Origin of the sequence: Hungatella hathewayi WAL-18680 (assembly GCF_000235505.1) — a bacterium.
In the GTDB taxonomy this organism is placed as follows: Bacteria; Bacillota; Clostridia; order Lachnospirales; family Lachnospiraceae; genus Hungatella_A; species Hungatella_A hathewayi_A.
The window spans coordinates 741,210-759,545 of the sequence record NZ_JH379027.1 but is presented as its reverse complement, the minus strand read 5'-3'; the positions used below and the strand labels follow the sequence as shown (position 1 = coordinate 759,545).

12 protein-coding genes are annotated in these 18,336 nt (G+C 38.3%); 2 read left to right on the top strand and 10 right to left on the bottom strand.

The window, feature by feature from the left end; translation table 11 throughout:
• Window positions 1–32: 32 nt before the first annotated feature.
• The 8 genes from HMPREF9473_RS03465 to HMPREF9473_RS03430 all read right to left on the bottom strand — a co-directional run bounded on the left by HMPREF9473_RS03465 (window position 33) and on the right by HMPREF9473_RS03430 (window position 10,398).
• A complete protein-coding gene (locus tag HMPREF9473_RS03465) occupies window positions 33–794 on the bottom strand; it encodes a transcription termination/antitermination NusG family protein (RefSeq protein WP_006778676.1) in 762 nt (253 codons plus the stop codon).
• 260 nt (window positions 795–1,054) lie between these two features.
• A complete protein-coding gene (locus HMPREF9473_RS25935) occupies window positions 1,055–3,739 on the bottom strand; it encodes a hypothetical protein (RefSeq protein WP_006778675.1) in 2,685 nt (894 codons plus the stop codon).
• A gap of 63 nt (window positions 3,740–3,802) precedes the next feature.
• The gene (locus tag HMPREF9473_RS25930; protein ID WP_006778674.1) at window positions 3,803–4,801 is read right to left on the bottom strand and encodes a glycosyltransferase family 2 protein; all 999 of its coding nucleotides are present in this window, start codon (window positions 4,799–4,801) and stop codon (window positions 3,803–3,805) included.
• A gap of 14 nt (window positions 4,802–4,815) precedes the next feature.
• Window positions 4,816–5,781, bottom strand: coding sequence for a glycosyltransferase (locus HMPREF9473_RS03450; protein WP_006778673.1), 966 nt, complete (start codon window positions 5,779–5,781; stop codon window positions 4,816–4,818).
• 4 nt (window positions 5,782–5,785) lie between these two features.
• Entirely contained in the window at window positions 5,786–6,907 is a 1,122-nt protein-coding gene (locus HMPREF9473_RS03445; RefSeq protein WP_006778672.1) for a glycosyltransferase family 4 protein, read from the bottom strand.
• A 1-nt stretch (window position 6,908) separates the two neighbouring features.
• Window positions 6,909–8,078 (bottom strand): glycosyltransferase, encoded by a 1,170-nt coding sequence (locus HMPREF9473_RS03440; protein ID WP_006778671.1) that lies wholly within the window; start codon window positions 8,076–8,078, stop codon window positions 6,909–6,911.
• Entirely contained in the window at window positions 8,060–9,442 is a 1,383-nt protein-coding gene (locus HMPREF9473_RS03435; RefSeq protein ID WP_006778670.1) for a sugar transferase, read from the bottom strand. The genes HMPREF9473_RS03440 and HMPREF9473_RS03435 overlap by 19 nt, the downstream gene beginning before the upstream one ends.
• A gap of 152 nt (window positions 9,443–9,594) precedes the next feature.
• A complete protein-coding gene (locus HMPREF9473_RS03430; protein ID WP_006778669.1) occupies window positions 9,595–10,398 on the bottom strand; it encodes a tyrosine-type recombinase/integrase in 804 nt (267 codons plus the stop codon).
• A 240-nt stretch (window positions 10,399–10,638) separates the two neighbouring features.
• Between HMPREF9473_RS03430 and HMPREF9473_RS03425 the strand changes: the two genes are divergently transcribed.
• Window positions 10,639–12,162 (top strand): hypothetical protein, encoded by a 1,524-nt coding sequence (locus HMPREF9473_RS03425; protein ID WP_006778668.1) that lies wholly within the window; start codon window positions 10,639–10,641, stop codon window positions 12,160–12,162.
• 616 nt (window positions 12,163–12,778) lie between these two features.
• Here HMPREF9473_RS03425 and HMPREF9473_RS03420 read toward each other — a convergent pair.
• On the bottom strand, window positions 12,779–14,356 hold the full coding sequence (locus HMPREF9473_RS03420; RefSeq protein WP_187388684.1) for an O-antigen ligase family protein: 1,578 nt from the start codon (window positions 14,354–14,356) through the stop codon (window positions 12,779–12,781).
• 135 nt (window positions 14,357–14,491) lie between these two features.
• Window positions 14,492–16,012: a hypothetical protein gene (locus HMPREF9473_RS03415; RefSeq protein ID WP_006778666.1), complete on the bottom strand. Its 1,521-nt coding sequence runs from the start codon at window positions 16,010–16,012 to the stop codon at window positions 14,492–14,494.
• A 423-nt stretch (window positions 16,013–16,435) separates the two neighbouring features.
• On the opposite strand from HMPREF9473_RS03415, the gene HMPREF9473_RS03410 reads away from it, so the two are divergent.
• Window positions 16,436–18,286, top strand: a complete 1,851-nt coding sequence (locus tag HMPREF9473_RS03410; protein WP_006778665.1) for a sugar phosphate nucleotidyltransferase — start codon at window positions 16,436–16,438, stop codon at window positions 18,284–18,286.
• The last annotated feature ends 50 nt before the right edge of the window (window positions 18,287–18,336 follow it).

Here is an 18,336-nt window from a genome sequence, read left to right as displayed (position 1 = left end):
TTAACAGCAAAAAATGCTTCGTATAATCTTCATTATAAGAAGCTTTTGCAAATATTTTCTCGTGGCATCTCTATTGCCATATCCTGACCGAATAGTCTGACACCAACTTCAACTGTATTTTTCTTTACTTTCCAGATAACACCTGTCATATTCTCCAGTGATCCTGAAATAACTTTTACATGGTCGCCTACTGCCAGAGTTTCCTTTTCATCCAGCTGGGAAGCTGTGTATCTATCCGGCATTTTAATTGGAATTTCTACCTTTCCATATTCTATTTCCTGTTGAATATCTTCGTTTAGAATAATTCCCAGAACGACAGTCTTATCCACACCACCCAATTGCAGTTTAAGAATAACATATCGTTTTTTCAATTGAAAGCGCTGAATCTGCGTCATATACTTGCTCAGTGGCAGAGATGCAGCATTTACAATGCCTTTTCTGTTGACTTTCACATAGGACAAATGAACAATCCTATTCTCTCCAAGCATATCCTGCAAAAATAATTCCTCATGCTTTTCCAGCGTCAGGAAAGTAAAATTTCCGTCAGATATCATCTTTGACATTGCCGGAACATTCTTCAAATGAAAAAATAGGCTTTCCGGAGTATCTGATATAATAAATACATATCCAGGAAATAGCCGTTCAACATGTACCACGCTTTTTCCCTGTTTTCTCCATATCCTTTCATAATATGTTACAAAGCAGTCTGAATAAAGATCACGTGGTACAATTTTTTTAATCATTCGTATCAACTCTTCTTCTTTACCAGTCAACGTCTGCAATACATACCACATATCATTCTCCTTTAGGGTAAGCTTCGCCATATCTGCAAGCATTTAAATAAAATGTTCCAGACTCATTACGCTCAATCAGCGACCATTATAACCCCATTCCAAAAGTCGTAGCCTTCAAACTCCCGTCTTTCAGTCCGGTTTTACCTCGAATAATTATAACACATTCTGATTTCATTTCAACCCATTTATGTTTCTATAATAGTATACCACATCTTTGTCGAATCTTATATGTCAAATTTTACAATTTTATTAATTCCATTTTAATTATATTGGGTCTTATCGCCACTTACATCTTTTTGATATCCAAAACCCATACAAAAAACCAAAAACATGAGGATATTATAAAAAGTTATGATAAAATAATTCTCAAAAACGGATATTACCGCTAATGATATTATGACACTAGCACATTGACGTGATAGACTATTCTTGGAGGCCTTTTCTCCAAGTTGAATCAAGCGCTTACCTAATAAAAAAGCCACAATTGCAACCACAAACACGCCATGAACAACCATAATATTCAAAAGCCCATTATGAACCTCTGTAAATAAAGCATCTGGAATAAATGTCAGGAAGTCCGATCCAATACCCGTCAATGGTTTTTTAGAAAAAGCTGTCAAAAACTGTTCCCACACAATATTTCTTCCCGAAAAAAAGCTTTTCCCCAATGTCACCACAGACACATTCACGCCCTTTTTCCATAGCCAGACATACCACAGCGGGAATCCTATGCTGCCGGCTATCAACAGCACGACACAGGTATTATAAAGTTTTTTCCATCCCCATACCGCTGCCGGTATCACATAATTCAGAATGACAAATACCCCGATTCCAACCAGAACGCACCTTGCCCTTAATCGCATTACCATAGGCAGCACTAAAACCAGCATCACCAGCAGGGATATGCCCTTTCCCCACACCGCCTTTTGTCTACATTCAAAAAAGTACAACATGCTCGTAACCCCGCAGGATGCAACCGCGAATATGATCATACTCGCCAAATTTGTATTATAAGTTTTATCCCCCTTGCCGATCCAGGTACTCAGTATTACTAGACAAGCTATTCCTATGGCATAATATATTTTTTTATCCAGTTTCACTTCACCCGCCAGATACAGAATGAGCAGAAAATTGGTCACAGTAAAAATCGCCCCCCACCCCGACTTCACCAATACCAAATTTACCACTGCAATTCCTACGCCCAAAATTACCAAGAACAGGTCCACATCTCTTTGCTTTAATTTTTCCATCCATTTCACATGATCGAAAAACAGAACTACCAATACGAGAAATCCAATCATAGGAGCATAAACAATGATCTTATCATATCTTTCCCTGGAAATATAAGAATAGCCCAGCGAAATTATGATAATGATTGCCACCATCCAGTCAATTCCTTTACGAATCTTATCTCCAACCATTCTTTTCACCTCTGCACTTTTAAAAAAATTTTGATAATAAAAAAATTCATTCGTCTTTCTAAAAATAAAATAAAAAATCAAATTAGGAATTGCCACACAAAGCCCCAACTTAATCCCCAGTAAAAGGAGGCCATTTTCAGCAGAAATCCTTTCACAGACCTGCCATGTCAGGAACACTGCTCCCGCCGTCACTGCCACGTATTTCCAATACATCACCCAATAAGACTTCATATCTTTTTTCAACCCATGTTTGAACAAAATATAAGGTTCCATCCACCATGGCAACAACAGAGTACTTAATGCTGTTCCCCATAACACTCCCGCAATTCCATAGTGTTTAACCAGTGTCAATGATATGAATAGATTGATTACTGCTTCCGCAATGGGCATATATCTGTTTTGCCAAAACAAGCCAAAGGCATCCCTAAATGTCAGTGTTGCTTTTCGCATTCCAACTAAATAAAAATTAAAAACAATCAGAAAAAGAATGCTGTTATTTAAAACAAAACTGTCTCCAAAGAATATTCTTATAAAATCTTGTGCAAGGCACAGAAAGGCAATACTGCAAAACCCGTAAATCCACCCATCCAGAAAAAACACTTTCCGAAATACTTCATATTTTTTTTCGCGCTTTTCTGTCACCCCCAAATTACCAACGCTCGCCGTAATGGAGGCAAAAATTTGTGACAGAATATTCGTCAGCGCCTGCTGGATCAGTGTATAATTGGAATACACGCCTACATCTATCAATCCAACAAATTTAGATATGATCAGATTGTCTGTTGAAAATTTTACAACTTCCCCAACCTTGTGAAAAACAAGTGCCTTCGTATTTTTAAATATTAAATGATAGCTGTCCGGATCTAATTTCCGAGCGGTTTTTACATTTAAAAATGGATATAACCTGTTGGCCGCGCATGTATAAAAAATATTCTGCGCTAAAGTAGCTGCAATCTGAATCCCCAAAAACAGCAGATAATTCTTAGACACCATCAGGGTGAGCACCTGGAGTATATACATCAGGAGCGTGATAGCTAATTTTATTTTTTTTACGATATAGTCTTTTTGATCTGCCGTTATCAACGAACCTTTATAGGAAAAAAAGTATGATACGGAAGAGTTTATGACAAACAAAACATAAATCTGACGTATCTCCGGTATTGCCGGCATCTCTTTAATAAAAAGCGAGAGGTACGGTGTTATTATCATTCCAGCAGTCAGTATGACCAGTCCAACAATCCGATACACCTTTTGATAGAATTTCATCAAACTGTTTATTTTTATCTGATCATCATGAGCCAGAGGTTCATATAAGCTATATATGATCGCGGTTCCAACACCCAGTTCCGCCAGAGACAGCAACGATATAATATTGCCAAACAGCCCGCTCAATCCAAGGTATTCTTTCGAAAGCACCCGGACAAATACCATCCGGACTACAATATTCATCAGCAGCATGACTCCTTGATTCAGCCATGCATACAATAGATTTTTTGCAGATTTTTCCCTTCTGCCTGTCTCCATGTTAACTCACATTCCTTTCGCTTAGCCACAAACCAATTATGAAACAGCAAGTTTGTACTTCCACTAATGTCTCCTCATCCTAGCAATCAATACCTGTAATTCAGGGGAAATACAGCATAGCAAAATCCCTACAGCGGTTGTAAACGGAATACTTCCTGACAGCGCAGCTCGTACCCCATATTTTCTCACATAAATACTCAGCTTTTTCTCCAGATCATTTCTATTCTGGTCTTCATTCTCTCCCCCCAAAGAATGAGATTCGCATAAAATTCTGTAATATACCAAAAGTTTATATCTATAAAACGTTTTTATGCAGCATACACTTCCATCCTTTAATACACTCTCAACTGCATTCAATGCGTTTAGCCATGATACGCGGTTCTTGTAATAACTGTTATCCCAATATTTTTTCTGCATTGCAGATTGTTCCCGAAGCAAATAATGATATCCAATTCCATCAATTATAGCGACTCGTTCAATTCGTTTCAAATACTGTATTAAAAAAAGCATGTCCTCTCCCACCAGAAAATCCGGCGCAAAAAGTAAAGATTCTTCTTTTATCAATCGATTATCAAGCATTTTGTTCCAAAGAGAATGTCCAATCTCATCATGAAAAAAAAGAGATTCCAAAATCGCTTCTGACTTTTGAACCCCGCTGTTCCCTTTTAATACTCGTCTTTCCATCCTCTTTTCATTCTCTTCCACGTAACCGCACACTGACATCTGCGCGTCAGTTTCCAAGATTGTGTTATACAGCATCTTAACATAATCAGCACTGATATAGTCATCAGCATCGACAAAACAGACATACTCGCCGTTTGAGTGCTTAATCCCCTGGTTCCTGGCCTCTGACACCCCTTTGTTTTCCTGATGGAGCAATGTGATTCTCTCGTCCTGGTCTGCCAGCCCCTCACACAGAGAACCCGTACCATCCTTAGAGCCGTCATCAATAATGATAATTTCCAGATTTCTGTATGTCTGGCTTCTGACAGTATCTATGCACTTTTCTATCCATGTTTCTACATTATAGGCCGGGATGATAATTGAAATAAGTTTTTCCACGTCCTGCACTCCCTTTATACAACTCTTAATATTATTTTTTTTCTCACTTGATAATGCAGCTTTTTACATAAAACACATATTATTTCTTTATCCATCAGTACCGAGCTTATAAATTGGCATATGCCAAGTACAAACTTTTTATTTTTTAAACTTAATATGGAATCATAAAATCGCTTATAAGCCTGATTAAATTTCAACTGTTTTTTCTCGGTCATGTCTTTTAGAGACATGAATTTGTTATAAGCATTATAATCCCCTAAAATACATAAATCCTTTTTACTTCTTCGATACATATTCATAACAAAACATTTTGAACAATATAAACGATATGAATTACTTTCGCAAATCCCATCCGGCCTTATTCTATATAATAGAAGCACATCCGGCAATATTTTCATACAACTCCCATGCCTCAGCATTCGCAGCCACAAATCATAATCTTCGCAAGATGCAATATCCCTATATCCCCCCTCTTTTCTAATCACATCCAGACGCACCATCACAGTTGGATGATTGATACTATTATCATAAGGGAGCAAATATTTCAATTGCTTCGGAGAAAATGAGTTAATATAAATCCCAAGTATTTTTCCATGCTGATCGATATTTTTTTTAGATGCAGCTACCAAATCCAATTTTTCATTTTCGATAACCTGCAGTTCCCTTTCCAGACACTTATCAATCATGATATCATCCGCATCCATTCGAGACATGTAAATCCCATTCGCAGCAGCGATAGCCTTGTTCAGACTTTTAGTTAAACCCAGGTTATTCTCGTTTTCAATAATAGTTATTCTGGGATCCATCTCTGCATATGATTCAACACATTCTTTTATGTCGCTGTTCTGCGGATTATCTAATACGATAAGAAATTCGAAATCTTTAAAGGTCTGATGAAGCACTGAATCGATTGACGCCTTTAAAAATTCTATTTTTTCGTTATAGGTACTCATAATCACTGAAATTTTCGGATTTTTCAATTAGCTATTTCTCCTTTAATAATCCTTTATAAACTTCAAACAAATGCTTTACCGAGGATTCCACCGTCAGATCTCTTTCCACCTTCTTTTGCCCTGCAAGCACATATTCTCTGCATAGTTCACGTTGTGTGATTGCCTTTTCCATCCCTTCCGCTAAACTGTTCTCATCTTTAGGGCAGACCAAAAAGCCCTCTTTTCCATCCCCAACAACATCCCGATTGCCTATTACATCCGTCGCTACCACTGGCACGCCGGCAGCCAGCGCTTCAATAAGAGTATAGGGCATCCCTTCCTTTAGGGATGCAGAGACAAACAAATCCATTATTTTTAATAGCTTTGGAACATCATGTCGAAAGCCCGCCAAAACAACTTTGGTTTCCAATTGCAGCTCTTTGATCAGATTTTCAATTTCCTGCCGCGCCGGTCCATCCCCGATTAAAATAAGCCTGGTTTGACGATACTTTCGGTTAATAATCTCAAATGCACGAAGTAAATATTCATGGCCCTTCATCACTTCCAGTCTGGCCACACAGCCAATCACATACGCATTTTGAGGCAGCTCAAATTCATTTAAATAAATACTTCTATTAACCATTTCATTTTTATATAATTCTAAATCAACTCCATTTGCTATCACTTTTATGGCATTTGGAAAAGCAAACCCCCAACGTAATGCTTCTTCTCTTTCGCTCTCAGATACACAAATGAATGTATCTGTCCAGTGGCGAAGTATACGCTCAATGAAACAATACACCCTTTTTAGCGCTGTTCCATATTGTTCAAGATATATTCCATGAAACGTATGAACAACCTTAATCCCGGGACATAACACCCGCAACGGACGTGCATACATTCCCGCGCCCTTTCCATGAGAATGTACTACCTCAATCTTATTGTGTTTTATATACTGCCTAAGCTTCCATAGCGACACAACCGAATATGGTTTTAGGGATATATTTATCATTTCTGATGAATATTCCTGGAACCATCGATAATAATCCCCATCTTTTGGTGCTGCTACTGTAATTTCATAGCCAAATTCCTTTGCGCGTTTTAATGCATTTAATATATGCTTAGGCACTCCGCCCGTCTGCGAACTTATCGCAATATATAGTATCTTTTTCATATTATCCTTCACACAAATGATGATATAATGTTAATATGCGTTCAAACATCTTTTCCTGGCTATACTCTGTTTTTACACGTTCTCTTGCTTTTATTCCCATTTCTATGCGTTCTCTTTTATGGTCTTTCATCCATACTATCGCATCTTTTAAAGCATTTGGATCCTCTGGCGGAACCGTCAAACCGGTCTTTCTGTCCAAACTCACCCACGGGACTCCTGTTGGCAGTGAAGTATTGATCACAGGTTTCCCATATGTCATCGTCTCCAATTGCACCAGACCAAATGCTTCACTATTAGCAACAGAAGGAAAAACGAAAACATCACATTGTTCAATCTCCTGCTCTAATACTTCATCCGAAACCTTCCCCAAAAATTTAATACTATTTTCTAACCCGTCATTAACCACTCTGTCTCTGAGCTCACGTTCCAAGACTCCAGTTCCGATAATGCGACAGGATACCTTATTCATTTCATCTTCATTTAACTGACAATTCAATTTCTCCATGGCGTCAATCAGCACCTCGGCCCCTTTATAATAAACCAGACGGCCAATAAACAGCAGTCTTAATCCATCTTCACCATTTTGATCATCTACCCCGCTATTAATCAGATTCCAATATTTATCACTTTTTTCTTCCCAATCTTTTCGCAAGCCAAACGGAATCAACGTACATTTTTCTTCAAAAGGCTTAATATAGGGAGAACCGTCTATATTTCCCTGTGTCGCGATTGTTATCGCATCCGCGCGTTTTAATGCCCAGTTCATAAGTGGTTTATAAAATATCATCATGTTCTTCTGTCTGACAATATCACTATGCCAATACAGCACCAGTTTTCCTTTAAAACCAGAAAGAAGGCACCCTAAATCCCCCAACGGAAATGGCATATGAAGATGAATAATATCATATTCACAGGCATGCTTACGCAAATATCGAACCAAGTCCCATGAAATCGGCAACGAAGACACGATCCCCCAGCTTTTTGCATAATAAACCGGTACACCATTTATATTTTTGCTGTAAGCCCTTCCCTTTCCCTGGGATGCCAGCACATAACTGTCAACATCGCCTTGTATACCTTCGGCTATCTGCTGCATCGTTATTTCAATACCACCAATGTGGGGATAATATTGTTTTCCAAGTTGCAGTACTTTTAATTTTCGTTTTTCCATATATCCCCTTCTTCGTCAGTATTTTTATTCATAGCAGAAACACCTTCTGTGCTTTCTTTCATAAACAAAATTTTAGCCGTTAATAAGATCAGCTTTAAATCCAACACAAATGAATAATTTTGAATGTATGTTAAATCCAATTTCAGTTTGTCATACGGAGTAGTATTATATTTACCATAAATTTGAGCATATCCCGTCAATCCCGCTTTTACTTTTAACCTACTTTTAAATTGAGGCAATACCGCTTCATATTCGCGGGCAATCTCTGGGCGTTCCGGTCTCGGACCAACCAACGACATATCCCCCTTTAATACATTCAGTAACTGTGGAAGTTCATCCAGCCGAGTCATTCGTATGATTTTTCCTATCGGTGTAATTCTATCATCATTTTCAGATGCTAGTCGAGCTATACCATCTTTTTCCGCATCCATACGCATGCTACGGAACTTAAAAATATAAAATTCTCTTCCATCAATAGTCAACCTTTTCTGTTTGTAAATAACAGCCCCACCATCATAAAGTTTCACAGCCAGCGCAGTTAACAACATCAACGGAGAAGCAGCAATAAAAAGCAGCGATGAAATTATCACATCCATACATCTCTTTCCCATCTGTTGTTCTGGTGTCAACCCATTATTTCTGGACAGCAAAAGCGGCGTATCAAAAGTATGCATTTCCCTTGAACTTCGAACTAATATATCTGATATCTTAGGTGTCATATAAACTCTGATGGATCGTTCAAAACATTCTTTCAAAATCAAATTTCTAGCTGTCGTAGGTATGTCTGATAATATAATGCCATCATACTGTTCCGCCAATCCAATAATTTTCTTTTCTCCCTCATCAACCCGAATCACTTTTTCTATTCGATAGCGGTCTTTTCTCTCATTCAATTTGTCTAAAAGTGTCAATGCATTTTGAGTGCCATACACCAGCAATAAACGGCGTGGTGGAAACATGTGCTGGTATATTTCTGCATAAACGCAAGTCCATATTGTAATGATTATTATGTCACTCATAGTCAATGCCAAAAATATCCATATTTTAGGAAATTGATAAGCCAGTAGAGCCATTTGAATATACGTAATAAAATTCACAAATATAATAGACAGAATTTGTGAATAGATTACATTACCCTTTTCCAAATCGCCCAAGCGAAATCCGCCGTACATCGTGGAAAAGAACAATACCAATGCAGTATATAAACCGGCAATCACCCAGTTCCCCCGCCTCCAATACCACACCCCAGTGGTAGGAGAAATCAATTTATACCAAAATAACATATAAACAGCAACTAACATGACCACCAAAACCATCGAAGAAAGTAAACGAACAATTCGTTTATAATTCCCAGTATCCTTCACACCTCTAACCTCTTCTCTTAATATCTAAGTGCCATTTCAAATTGTCAAAAGTTCTCCGTACAGTATAACATGTCCTTTTTCATATTACAACTATCCGCTTTTTTGCTTATACTCTTGTCAACGAAAATTTAAATTTCATACCCTTTTAACAATTACCAATCCACGACATCATTTACTATATTTCTCTGTTCTGTGCTCGTTTTCCTCAAATAAATACGAGTCGTCTCTATATTCTCATGACCAAGTAAATCAGCCAGCAACGCAATATCATTGTATCGCTCAAGAAAACTTTTAGCGAATCTATGTCGAAATGAATGAGGATAAACAACATTGGGATCTATTTGATAACGCTCCGCAAATTTCTTCAACTGATTAGCTATTCCTCTAGCAGTAATTCGCTCTCCATAACGATTCAAAAACAAAAATCCACTATTTCTTCCATTTTCGACTAACCACTCCATGGCTTCTTTTTGCAATTGTACAGGAATATACACTCTACGGAATTTTCCTCCTTTAGAATAAATATCAATATATCCTCGTTCTACATGTTCAGCTTTAAATTGAAGCAATTCACTGATTCGCGCACCTGTAGACGCAAGAAAGTGAATCACAAAATACCAGAACATCTCTCCATCGCTCTTTAGGCACGATTTGAAATATTCATAATCAGCCTCACTTATAACATTTTCCAAATATGCCCTTTGTTGAACTTTAACTGATGGAAGACTCCAGTTTTTTTTCCCGATAAATTCCAAATAACAATTTATCGCTCGAATCCTTAAATTTACAGTACTAAACTTATAATTCTCAACCAAAAATACTTTATACTCTTTTAGATTTTTTTGACTTATTTTTCCATACTTTATCTCATATTGCTTTATTGCCCCCATATAAGAAATTACAGTATTTTCTGATAGCTTTTGTTCTTTTAAATAACTTTCAAATTCAATTATCATTTGTTGTCCTTTCTATTATCCATTTGTTGGTTATGTTTCTGCTACTTAAACATATTATTTTAAAAAAGGCAAGAAAAATTTTGTTTAACAGTAATTTTAATTATTAAATTAGAATTATACACTTTATTACCTACCAATTTTAACTTCCTATAATTTTCCTTATAGGAAGTATAATTACCTCGTAATGCAATTAGGAATTTCAAAAGAATTCAAAAAAGGAAAAAGGAGAGTGCATTAATTATGAGAAAGCAGACAAAATTAGTTGCAGTATTATCTGCAGCAGCTTTGTTAGCCATCGGTGCATCCATGACATCCTTCGCAGCTCAGGGCTGGACAGAGGCGGATGGTACTTGGGTATATCTTGACAAAGATGGTTACAAAGTAACAGACAGCTGGAAGAAATCCGGCAACTTCTGGTATTACTTAGATGAGGATGGTTACATGGCTACATCTAAGTTAATTGAGAACGGTGATTCCAACAACAATACCTACTATGTTGATGAGACTGGTAGAATGGTAACCAACGACTGGGTAGAGCTAGAGAATGAAGACTACTATGATGGCGCTAACGATGACGAGCCCGAGACTGTATACTACTACTTCCAGAACTCTGGTAAAGCATACAAAACAAGCGGTCCTACATCTTTCAAGCCCATTAACGGTAAGAAATATGCATTTGATGAGAATGGTCATATGTTATGGGGCTGGGTTGGTGACACAAGTAACAGATGCCCTGGTGATGATGGCTACAAGACCGGCGGCGTTTATTACTGCGGTGATTCCAATGATGGTGCCAGAGTAAGTGGTGACTGGAGATATCTGTACATTGGTACAGAGAACCGTACAGATGACAGCGAAGATGATACTTACTGGTTCTATTTTGATACCAATGGCAAGAAGGTTTGTACGGATGAAGAATACATGGACGCCAGAACACCTTCTGATGATGTATTTAAGACCAAGAAGATTAATGGTAAAACATATGCCTTTGATACAGAAGGTAAGATGATTAATAAGTGGTCTGTAAGCACCGTAGCAACAGCTAGTGATATCGATGGCTATTATTCAACCAGCGATGACGGCGCAAGAAAGAAAGGCTGGTTCCAGGCTGTTCCTTCTGCAAGCATTAACCCAACAGCTAATGCTGATGACGAAGCTAAATGGTTCTACGCAAATAACGATGGCTCTTTAGTTTATGATGCAATTAAGACAATCAGTAACAAGAAATATGCGTTTGATAGTAATGGCGAAATGCTGAGTGGTTTATGGGCCCTTAAAGTTGATAATAATGTGATTGAAGATTATTATCAGTTTGAAGAAGAGGCGGCAGTAGACCATATTCATACTTATGTTCCGACCGGTTGGGATGTATACTATTTCGGTGATGATTCGGATGGCGCTATGAAGACTGGTAGCCAGAACGTAGATGTTGATGGTGAAAGATATCAGTTCTCCTTTGGGAAGAGTGGCGCAAGCAAAGGTAAAGGTGTTAATGCTCCTCAGGGCAATATCCTTTATTCACATGGAAAGAGAATCAAAGCTGATAGCGATTACAGATACCAGGTATTTGGAACTGATGGCGAAGCTATCACAACAATGACCGAGGGTAGTGCTGTCACTTCTGCTGGATATTTAGTAAATGCTTCTGGTTCTATTATGAAGGGAAGCGGACTTTACACAGATAGTGATGGAAGACAGTTTAGAGTAAACAAAAATCCAGGAGTAGACACTTACACAGTAACATTCGAGAAGACAAAGGACTAACTCTAAGTAAAAACCAAAATTGGGCAACGGAGCAATCCGTTGCCCAGTTTTATTATTTGACCGTCTTAGCTATGACCGTTGTATTAGTTATTTTCTGCGGCATTCTTACTTTGAGAAAACACAGAAAAAATCAACTTATATAAACGCAAAAAAATTTCTTTGAAATGATTACCCTTCCTGATATCTGTATGATATTACTGATACTTTCAATTGCTGTCACTATTTTAAGTCGGATTTTAAATATGAATCTATGTGGGGAAACGAAGCGCGATTCAATGGATTGTTTTTATGGATGGTTTATGGTTTGTCATATATTGCCATTACAAGATTTTTAATTTTTAAATTGAGCTTATTAGACTTCTTTTTGTTTGCCGGTATTTTGGTATGTCTCGTAGGAATTACAGATTAGTAGAAATGGCTCTGAAGATGCTATTTATTAAATAGCCTGCAAATGGTTATATCTTATAATTATACCTGGGTTGAAAGTCTTTACTCGGACTTCCAGCCCTAATTCACTTTCTCATTAAGACAAATATTAGAATTAGCTGCTTTCTTTACCTAGCCATAAGAAAAACCTCCTATGATTTTTTATTTTATCATAGAAGGCCTTTTTTAATTAAGATACATTTCCTTCAGAGCCATTCCTACAAAAGCTTAGTCCTACCATTAGAAGCGTAAGCATAATAGGTGTCACGATTGGTTGGGCTATATTTACCGTTGCCTGTGCTGCATACGCCAGCACAGCAAAAACAGCCGCCATAGCATACGGATTATCCCTATTCGTTTTCACAATTCCATATGCAGAAGTACATAACAATGCAATATAGAACGTCATTCCACTCAAACCAATCGTTACCAAATAGTGAATATATTCGTTATGTGCACTTTCAAAAAATGTATTATTGTATTCAACCATAGTGTCGAAGTCATTATAACGGGCCAGTATACCAAATGTATCTGCTCCATACCCAAATATCTTTCTAGTAATCGAAAACTCATCAAAATGTTTCATAGCGAGTTTCCACACAAATCCACGGTCAGTTCCCCACGAATCACTAAAAACTAAATAATTACTCAATGCTCCATATTTATCACCATTTCCTGCTACATTCGCATCAAAAAGCATATAAACCCCTGCTATTAGGCATATCATTATAAATATTCCCCACAGAATTCGTGGAAAATTTCCGATCTCAGCAGTTGATTGATTTCTGCCTATGAAGTATACACACCCAACAATCAACCATATTATAATAACGCCATAAATGAGCAGTGGACTTTCACTCATCATTCCAAACAGACTATCTAACTGCAACACCTGGTTTGACCATATATGATTGACAATACTCACCAGCCAAACCGAAGATAACATCGTGGCGACGCAAATTAGATATCTTTTAATTCCCAATTTTGTTCTGAAAATCCAAAATGGTAATGCTACAAATAGGATTCCCAGTGCCAGATAACCATTATCACTTCTTCCCACAATTAATCCTAAGAAGCTAACTACTAGAGAAATATAATAAAAACAAATTTTTCCTCTGCTTCTGGCTGTTACAAATAATGTCATGGCCACGGCGACTACCATACCAACGTAAGCGGTATATAAATTAATATTCCCAATCGTTGATGTAAAATCTAATTTCTGGCTCTCTCTAATATGCTCTTTGAAACCCAAAATATCCATTTGAAAATAATCCGTAATCCCAAAAAGGCACACCAAAATACCAGTAAATAAGAAGAAATCCAGTAAGTTCGATTTGAAACTCAAAAATCTAGTAATGGCAATATATGACAAACCATAAACCATCCATAAAAATAGTCCATTGAATCGCGCTTCATTTCCCCACATAGATTCATATTTAAAATCCGACTGTAAAGTAGTGACAGCAATCGAAAGTATCAATAATATCATACATATATCAGGAATGGTAATCATCTTAAAGTTTTTTTTGTTTATTGATATAAACTGATTTTTTCTATGTTTTATCAAAATAGGAATTCCGCAAAAAACAATTAATAAAACGGTCATAATTAAGATTGTTAAATAATAAAACATGTATTTAGTTTTTAAAATATCAAAATAATAATTATGGTAAAATAGAGGAAATACCGCAAGCAGTAAAAATACTTCCCCATATACAATCCTATTAGCGCGTTTTATCTCTGATTCTACTTTTATGCTTTTATCCATTATTTTCCGAGGCATTATCATGCTCCTGTTTTCACTGTTTTATTGCTTCTTTTATAGTATAGCACAAGTTAATTTAATTTATCAACAAAATTGGGCAACGGATTACTCCGTTGCCCAATTTTAGTTTACCTAGAATTAGTTCTTTGTACTCTCGTATGTTACTGTGTAAGTATCTAATCCTGGATTCTTGGTTACTCTAAACTGTCTTCCATCACTATCTGTGTAAAGGCCGCTTCCCTTCATAATAGAACCAGAAGCATTTACTAAATATCCATCAGTAGTAACAGCGCTACCCTCAGCCATTGTTAATACAGCCTCACCGTCGGTTTCAAATACCTGATATCTGTAATCGCTATCAGCTTTGATTCTCTTTCCATGTGAATAAAGGATATTGCCCTGAGGAGCATTAACACCTTTGCCCTTGCTTGCACCGCTCTTACCAAATGCAAACTGATATCTTTCACCATCTACTTCTACAGTCTGAGTACCGGTCTTCATAGCACCGTCTTCACCATCTCCGAAATAGTATACATCCCAACCAGTTGGAACTTTAGAATCGATATGGTCTACTGCTGCTGCTTCTGTAAACTCATAATAATCTTTAATTACATTATTATCAACCTTAAGAGCCCACAAACCACTCAGCATCTCGCCCTTTTCGTTGAACGCATATTTCTTGCTGTTAACAGTCTTAATTGCATCATAAACTAAAGAACCATCGTTATTTGCATAGAACCATTTAGCTTCATCATCAGAATTAGCTGTCGGGTTAATGCTTGCAGAAGGAACAGCCTGGAACCAGCCTTTCTTTCTTGCGCCATCATCGCTAGTTGAGAAATAACCATCGATATCGCTAGCTGTTGCCACGGTGCTTACAGACCACTTATTAATCATCTTACCTTCTGTATCAAAGGCATATGTTTTACCATTAATCTTCTTGGTCTTAAATACATCGTCGGAAGGTGTTCTGTCATCGATATAATCTTCATCAGTATAAACCTTCTTACCGTTGGTATCAAAGTAGAACCAGAACGTATCATCCTCACTGTCATCTCTACGGTTCTCAGTACCGATATACAGATATCTCCAGTCACCACTTACTCTAGCACCATCGTTAGCAGCGCCACAGTAGTAAACACCAGTCTGATATCCTATATCACCACTACATCTGTCGCTGGTTTCACCAACCCAGCCCCATAACATATGGCCATTCTCATCAAATGCATATTTCTTGCCGTTGATGGTCTTGAAAGATGTCTTGCCACTTGTCTTGTATGCCTTACCAGAGTTCTGGAAGTAATACCATACAGTCTCAGGCTCATCATCATCAGCGCCGTCATAATAGTCTTCGTTCTCTAACTCTACCCAGTCGTTAGCTACCATTCTACCGGTCTCATCAACATAGTAGGTGTTGTTGTTGGAATCACCGTTCTCGATTAACTTAGATGTAGCCATGTAGCCATCCTCATCTAAGTAATACCAGAAGTTGCCGGATTTCTTCCAGCTGTCTGTTACTTTGTAACCATCTTTGTCAAGATATACCCAAGTACCATCTTCTTCTGTCCAGCCCTGAGCTGCGAAGGATGTCATGGATGCACCGATGGCTAACAAAGCTGCTGCAGATAATACTGCAACTAATTTTGTCTGCTTTCTCATAATTAATGCACTCTCCTTTTTCCTTTTTTGAATTCTTTTGAAATTCCTAATTGCATTACGAGGTAATTATACTTCCTGTAAGGAAAATTATCAATACCTTTTTGACATTTTTTACAAATAATGAGTAAAATAGTCGATATTGGCATTCTCACCAGGAATATACCATTTCCTCCATCACACACATAGTATAATACACTTCTTCCAAAAATACCATAACATTTCTCTGTGCATTTTCTTACGTAAAGTTTACAAAAAACACTTTTTTGCCAAAAATTGTTCTTAAATTAGTACAATCCTTCCCAGGCGGCTAAATTTGCCTGTTCTTACTACTTGTATTTTGGCTCGGGCGAGTATATAATGTTCATATCTTTTGGTTTTATCTAGTTTTTGAACATTATAATATGCGATATGGAGGCTATGGAGATGGATAAATACGCTTTATTATGTAGATGCATCTATGAGGACAATCAGATTACCCAGCGGGAAGTGGCAAAAAAGATGAATATTTCATTGGGGACTGCCAATGGTCTGGTGAAGCAGTGTCTAGATTCCGGGTTGATCGAGATGGCGGAGGACGGACATTATATTTTATTAAAGAAAGGCGAGGAGCTGTTGGAGCAATACCGGGTGGATGGGGCTTTGATTATTGCCGCCGGGTTTGGTTCCAGATTTGTTCCTCTGACATTTGAAACGCCTAAGGGGCTTCTTGAGGTGTTTGGGGAGCGGATGATTGAAAGGCAGATTAAGCAGCTGCATGAAGTCGGTATTTATGATATCACGATTGTGGTGGGGTACCTGAAAGAAAAGTTTGATTACCTTATTGATAAATATGATGTTAAACTTTTATATAATAATGAATATTCAAATAAGAACACGTTAACTACCCTCTACCATGCCAGGGAAGTTCTCAGAGGCCGCAATATGTATCTTCTTTCCTCGGACAACTGGATGAGGGAGAATATGTTTCATACGTTTGAATGCGGCGCCTGGTACTCTGCCGTTCACACGGATACGGATACTTCAGAATGGTGCCTAAGTCTTAATAAGAAAAATCTCATTCAGGAGGTTCAGGTTGGCGGACACAACTGCTGGTTCATGTACGGTCCCGTATTTATGAGAGCCCAGTGGCTGGAGCAGTACCTTCCTGTGCTGGAAGCGTATTATCATCTTCCGGGGACAGAGCCATTCTACTGGGAGCATGTCTATATGGAGCTGTTGGACGGCACGGCAATTAAACGGCTTGCCGACGCCGGTATTCAAGAAGTGAACGGTATACCCCTCAACAAACTGGGGCCCCACCTCTTTGATATGTATGCCAATCCGCAATCCGATACGAACGTTTATGAATTTGAGAATTTGGAGGAGCTTCGTCTGTTTGACAGCCGTTATCAAACCCGCTCCGATAATCAGGCTATGGAATTGATTGCCCAGGTCTTTCAGATACCGGAATCCGATATTCATGACATCCGCTGCCTGAAAGCCGGTATGACGAACAAATCCTTTCTCTTCCAGGTAAACGGCAAGCATTACATCTGCCGTATCCCTGGGCCGGGAACGGAGCTTTTAATCAACCGGAACGAGGAAAAGGCCGTCTATGACACTGTAAAGCCCCTGGACATTACCGAGCACATTATTTATTTTAATGGGGACACCGGTTATAAAATTGCGGAGTATTATGAGAATGCCCGCAATGCGGACGCCTCCAATTGGGAGGACATGGAAAAATGTATGAGCGTCCTGAAGCGGCTTCACAACTCCGGGCTAACTGTGAATCACCGATTCAATGTGCGGGAGCGAATTCATTTTTATGAAAATCTGTGCCTCAGCCATAATGGAATTCCCTTTGAGGATTATCAGGAGGTGCGGAGCTGGATGATGGAACTGCTGGACCGGCTGGACGCTATGGACCGTCCGGAATATCTGTCGCACCTGGACGGAAATGTGGACAATTTCCTGTTTCTGCCTGATGGGGGTATCCGCCTGATTGACTGGGAATATGCCGGTATGTGCGACCCGCTCATCGATATCGCTATGGCAGCCATCTATTCCTATTATAAGGAAACGGAGGTCGACCGGCTGATGGAGACCTACTTACACCGTACCCCCACTGCTGAAGAGCGCCAGGTTGTTTATTCCTATGTGGCCCTCGGCGGCTTCCTTTGGAGTCTCTGGGCTGTGTATAAAAGCGCGATTGGGGAGGAGTTTGGGGAGTATACACTCATCATGTACCGTTACGCCAAGACCTATTATCGAAAAATCTTGCGGAATTTGTAATAAATATTTTACCCTTTCTGTCGGTCCATGTGCTATAATGCTATAAAAGG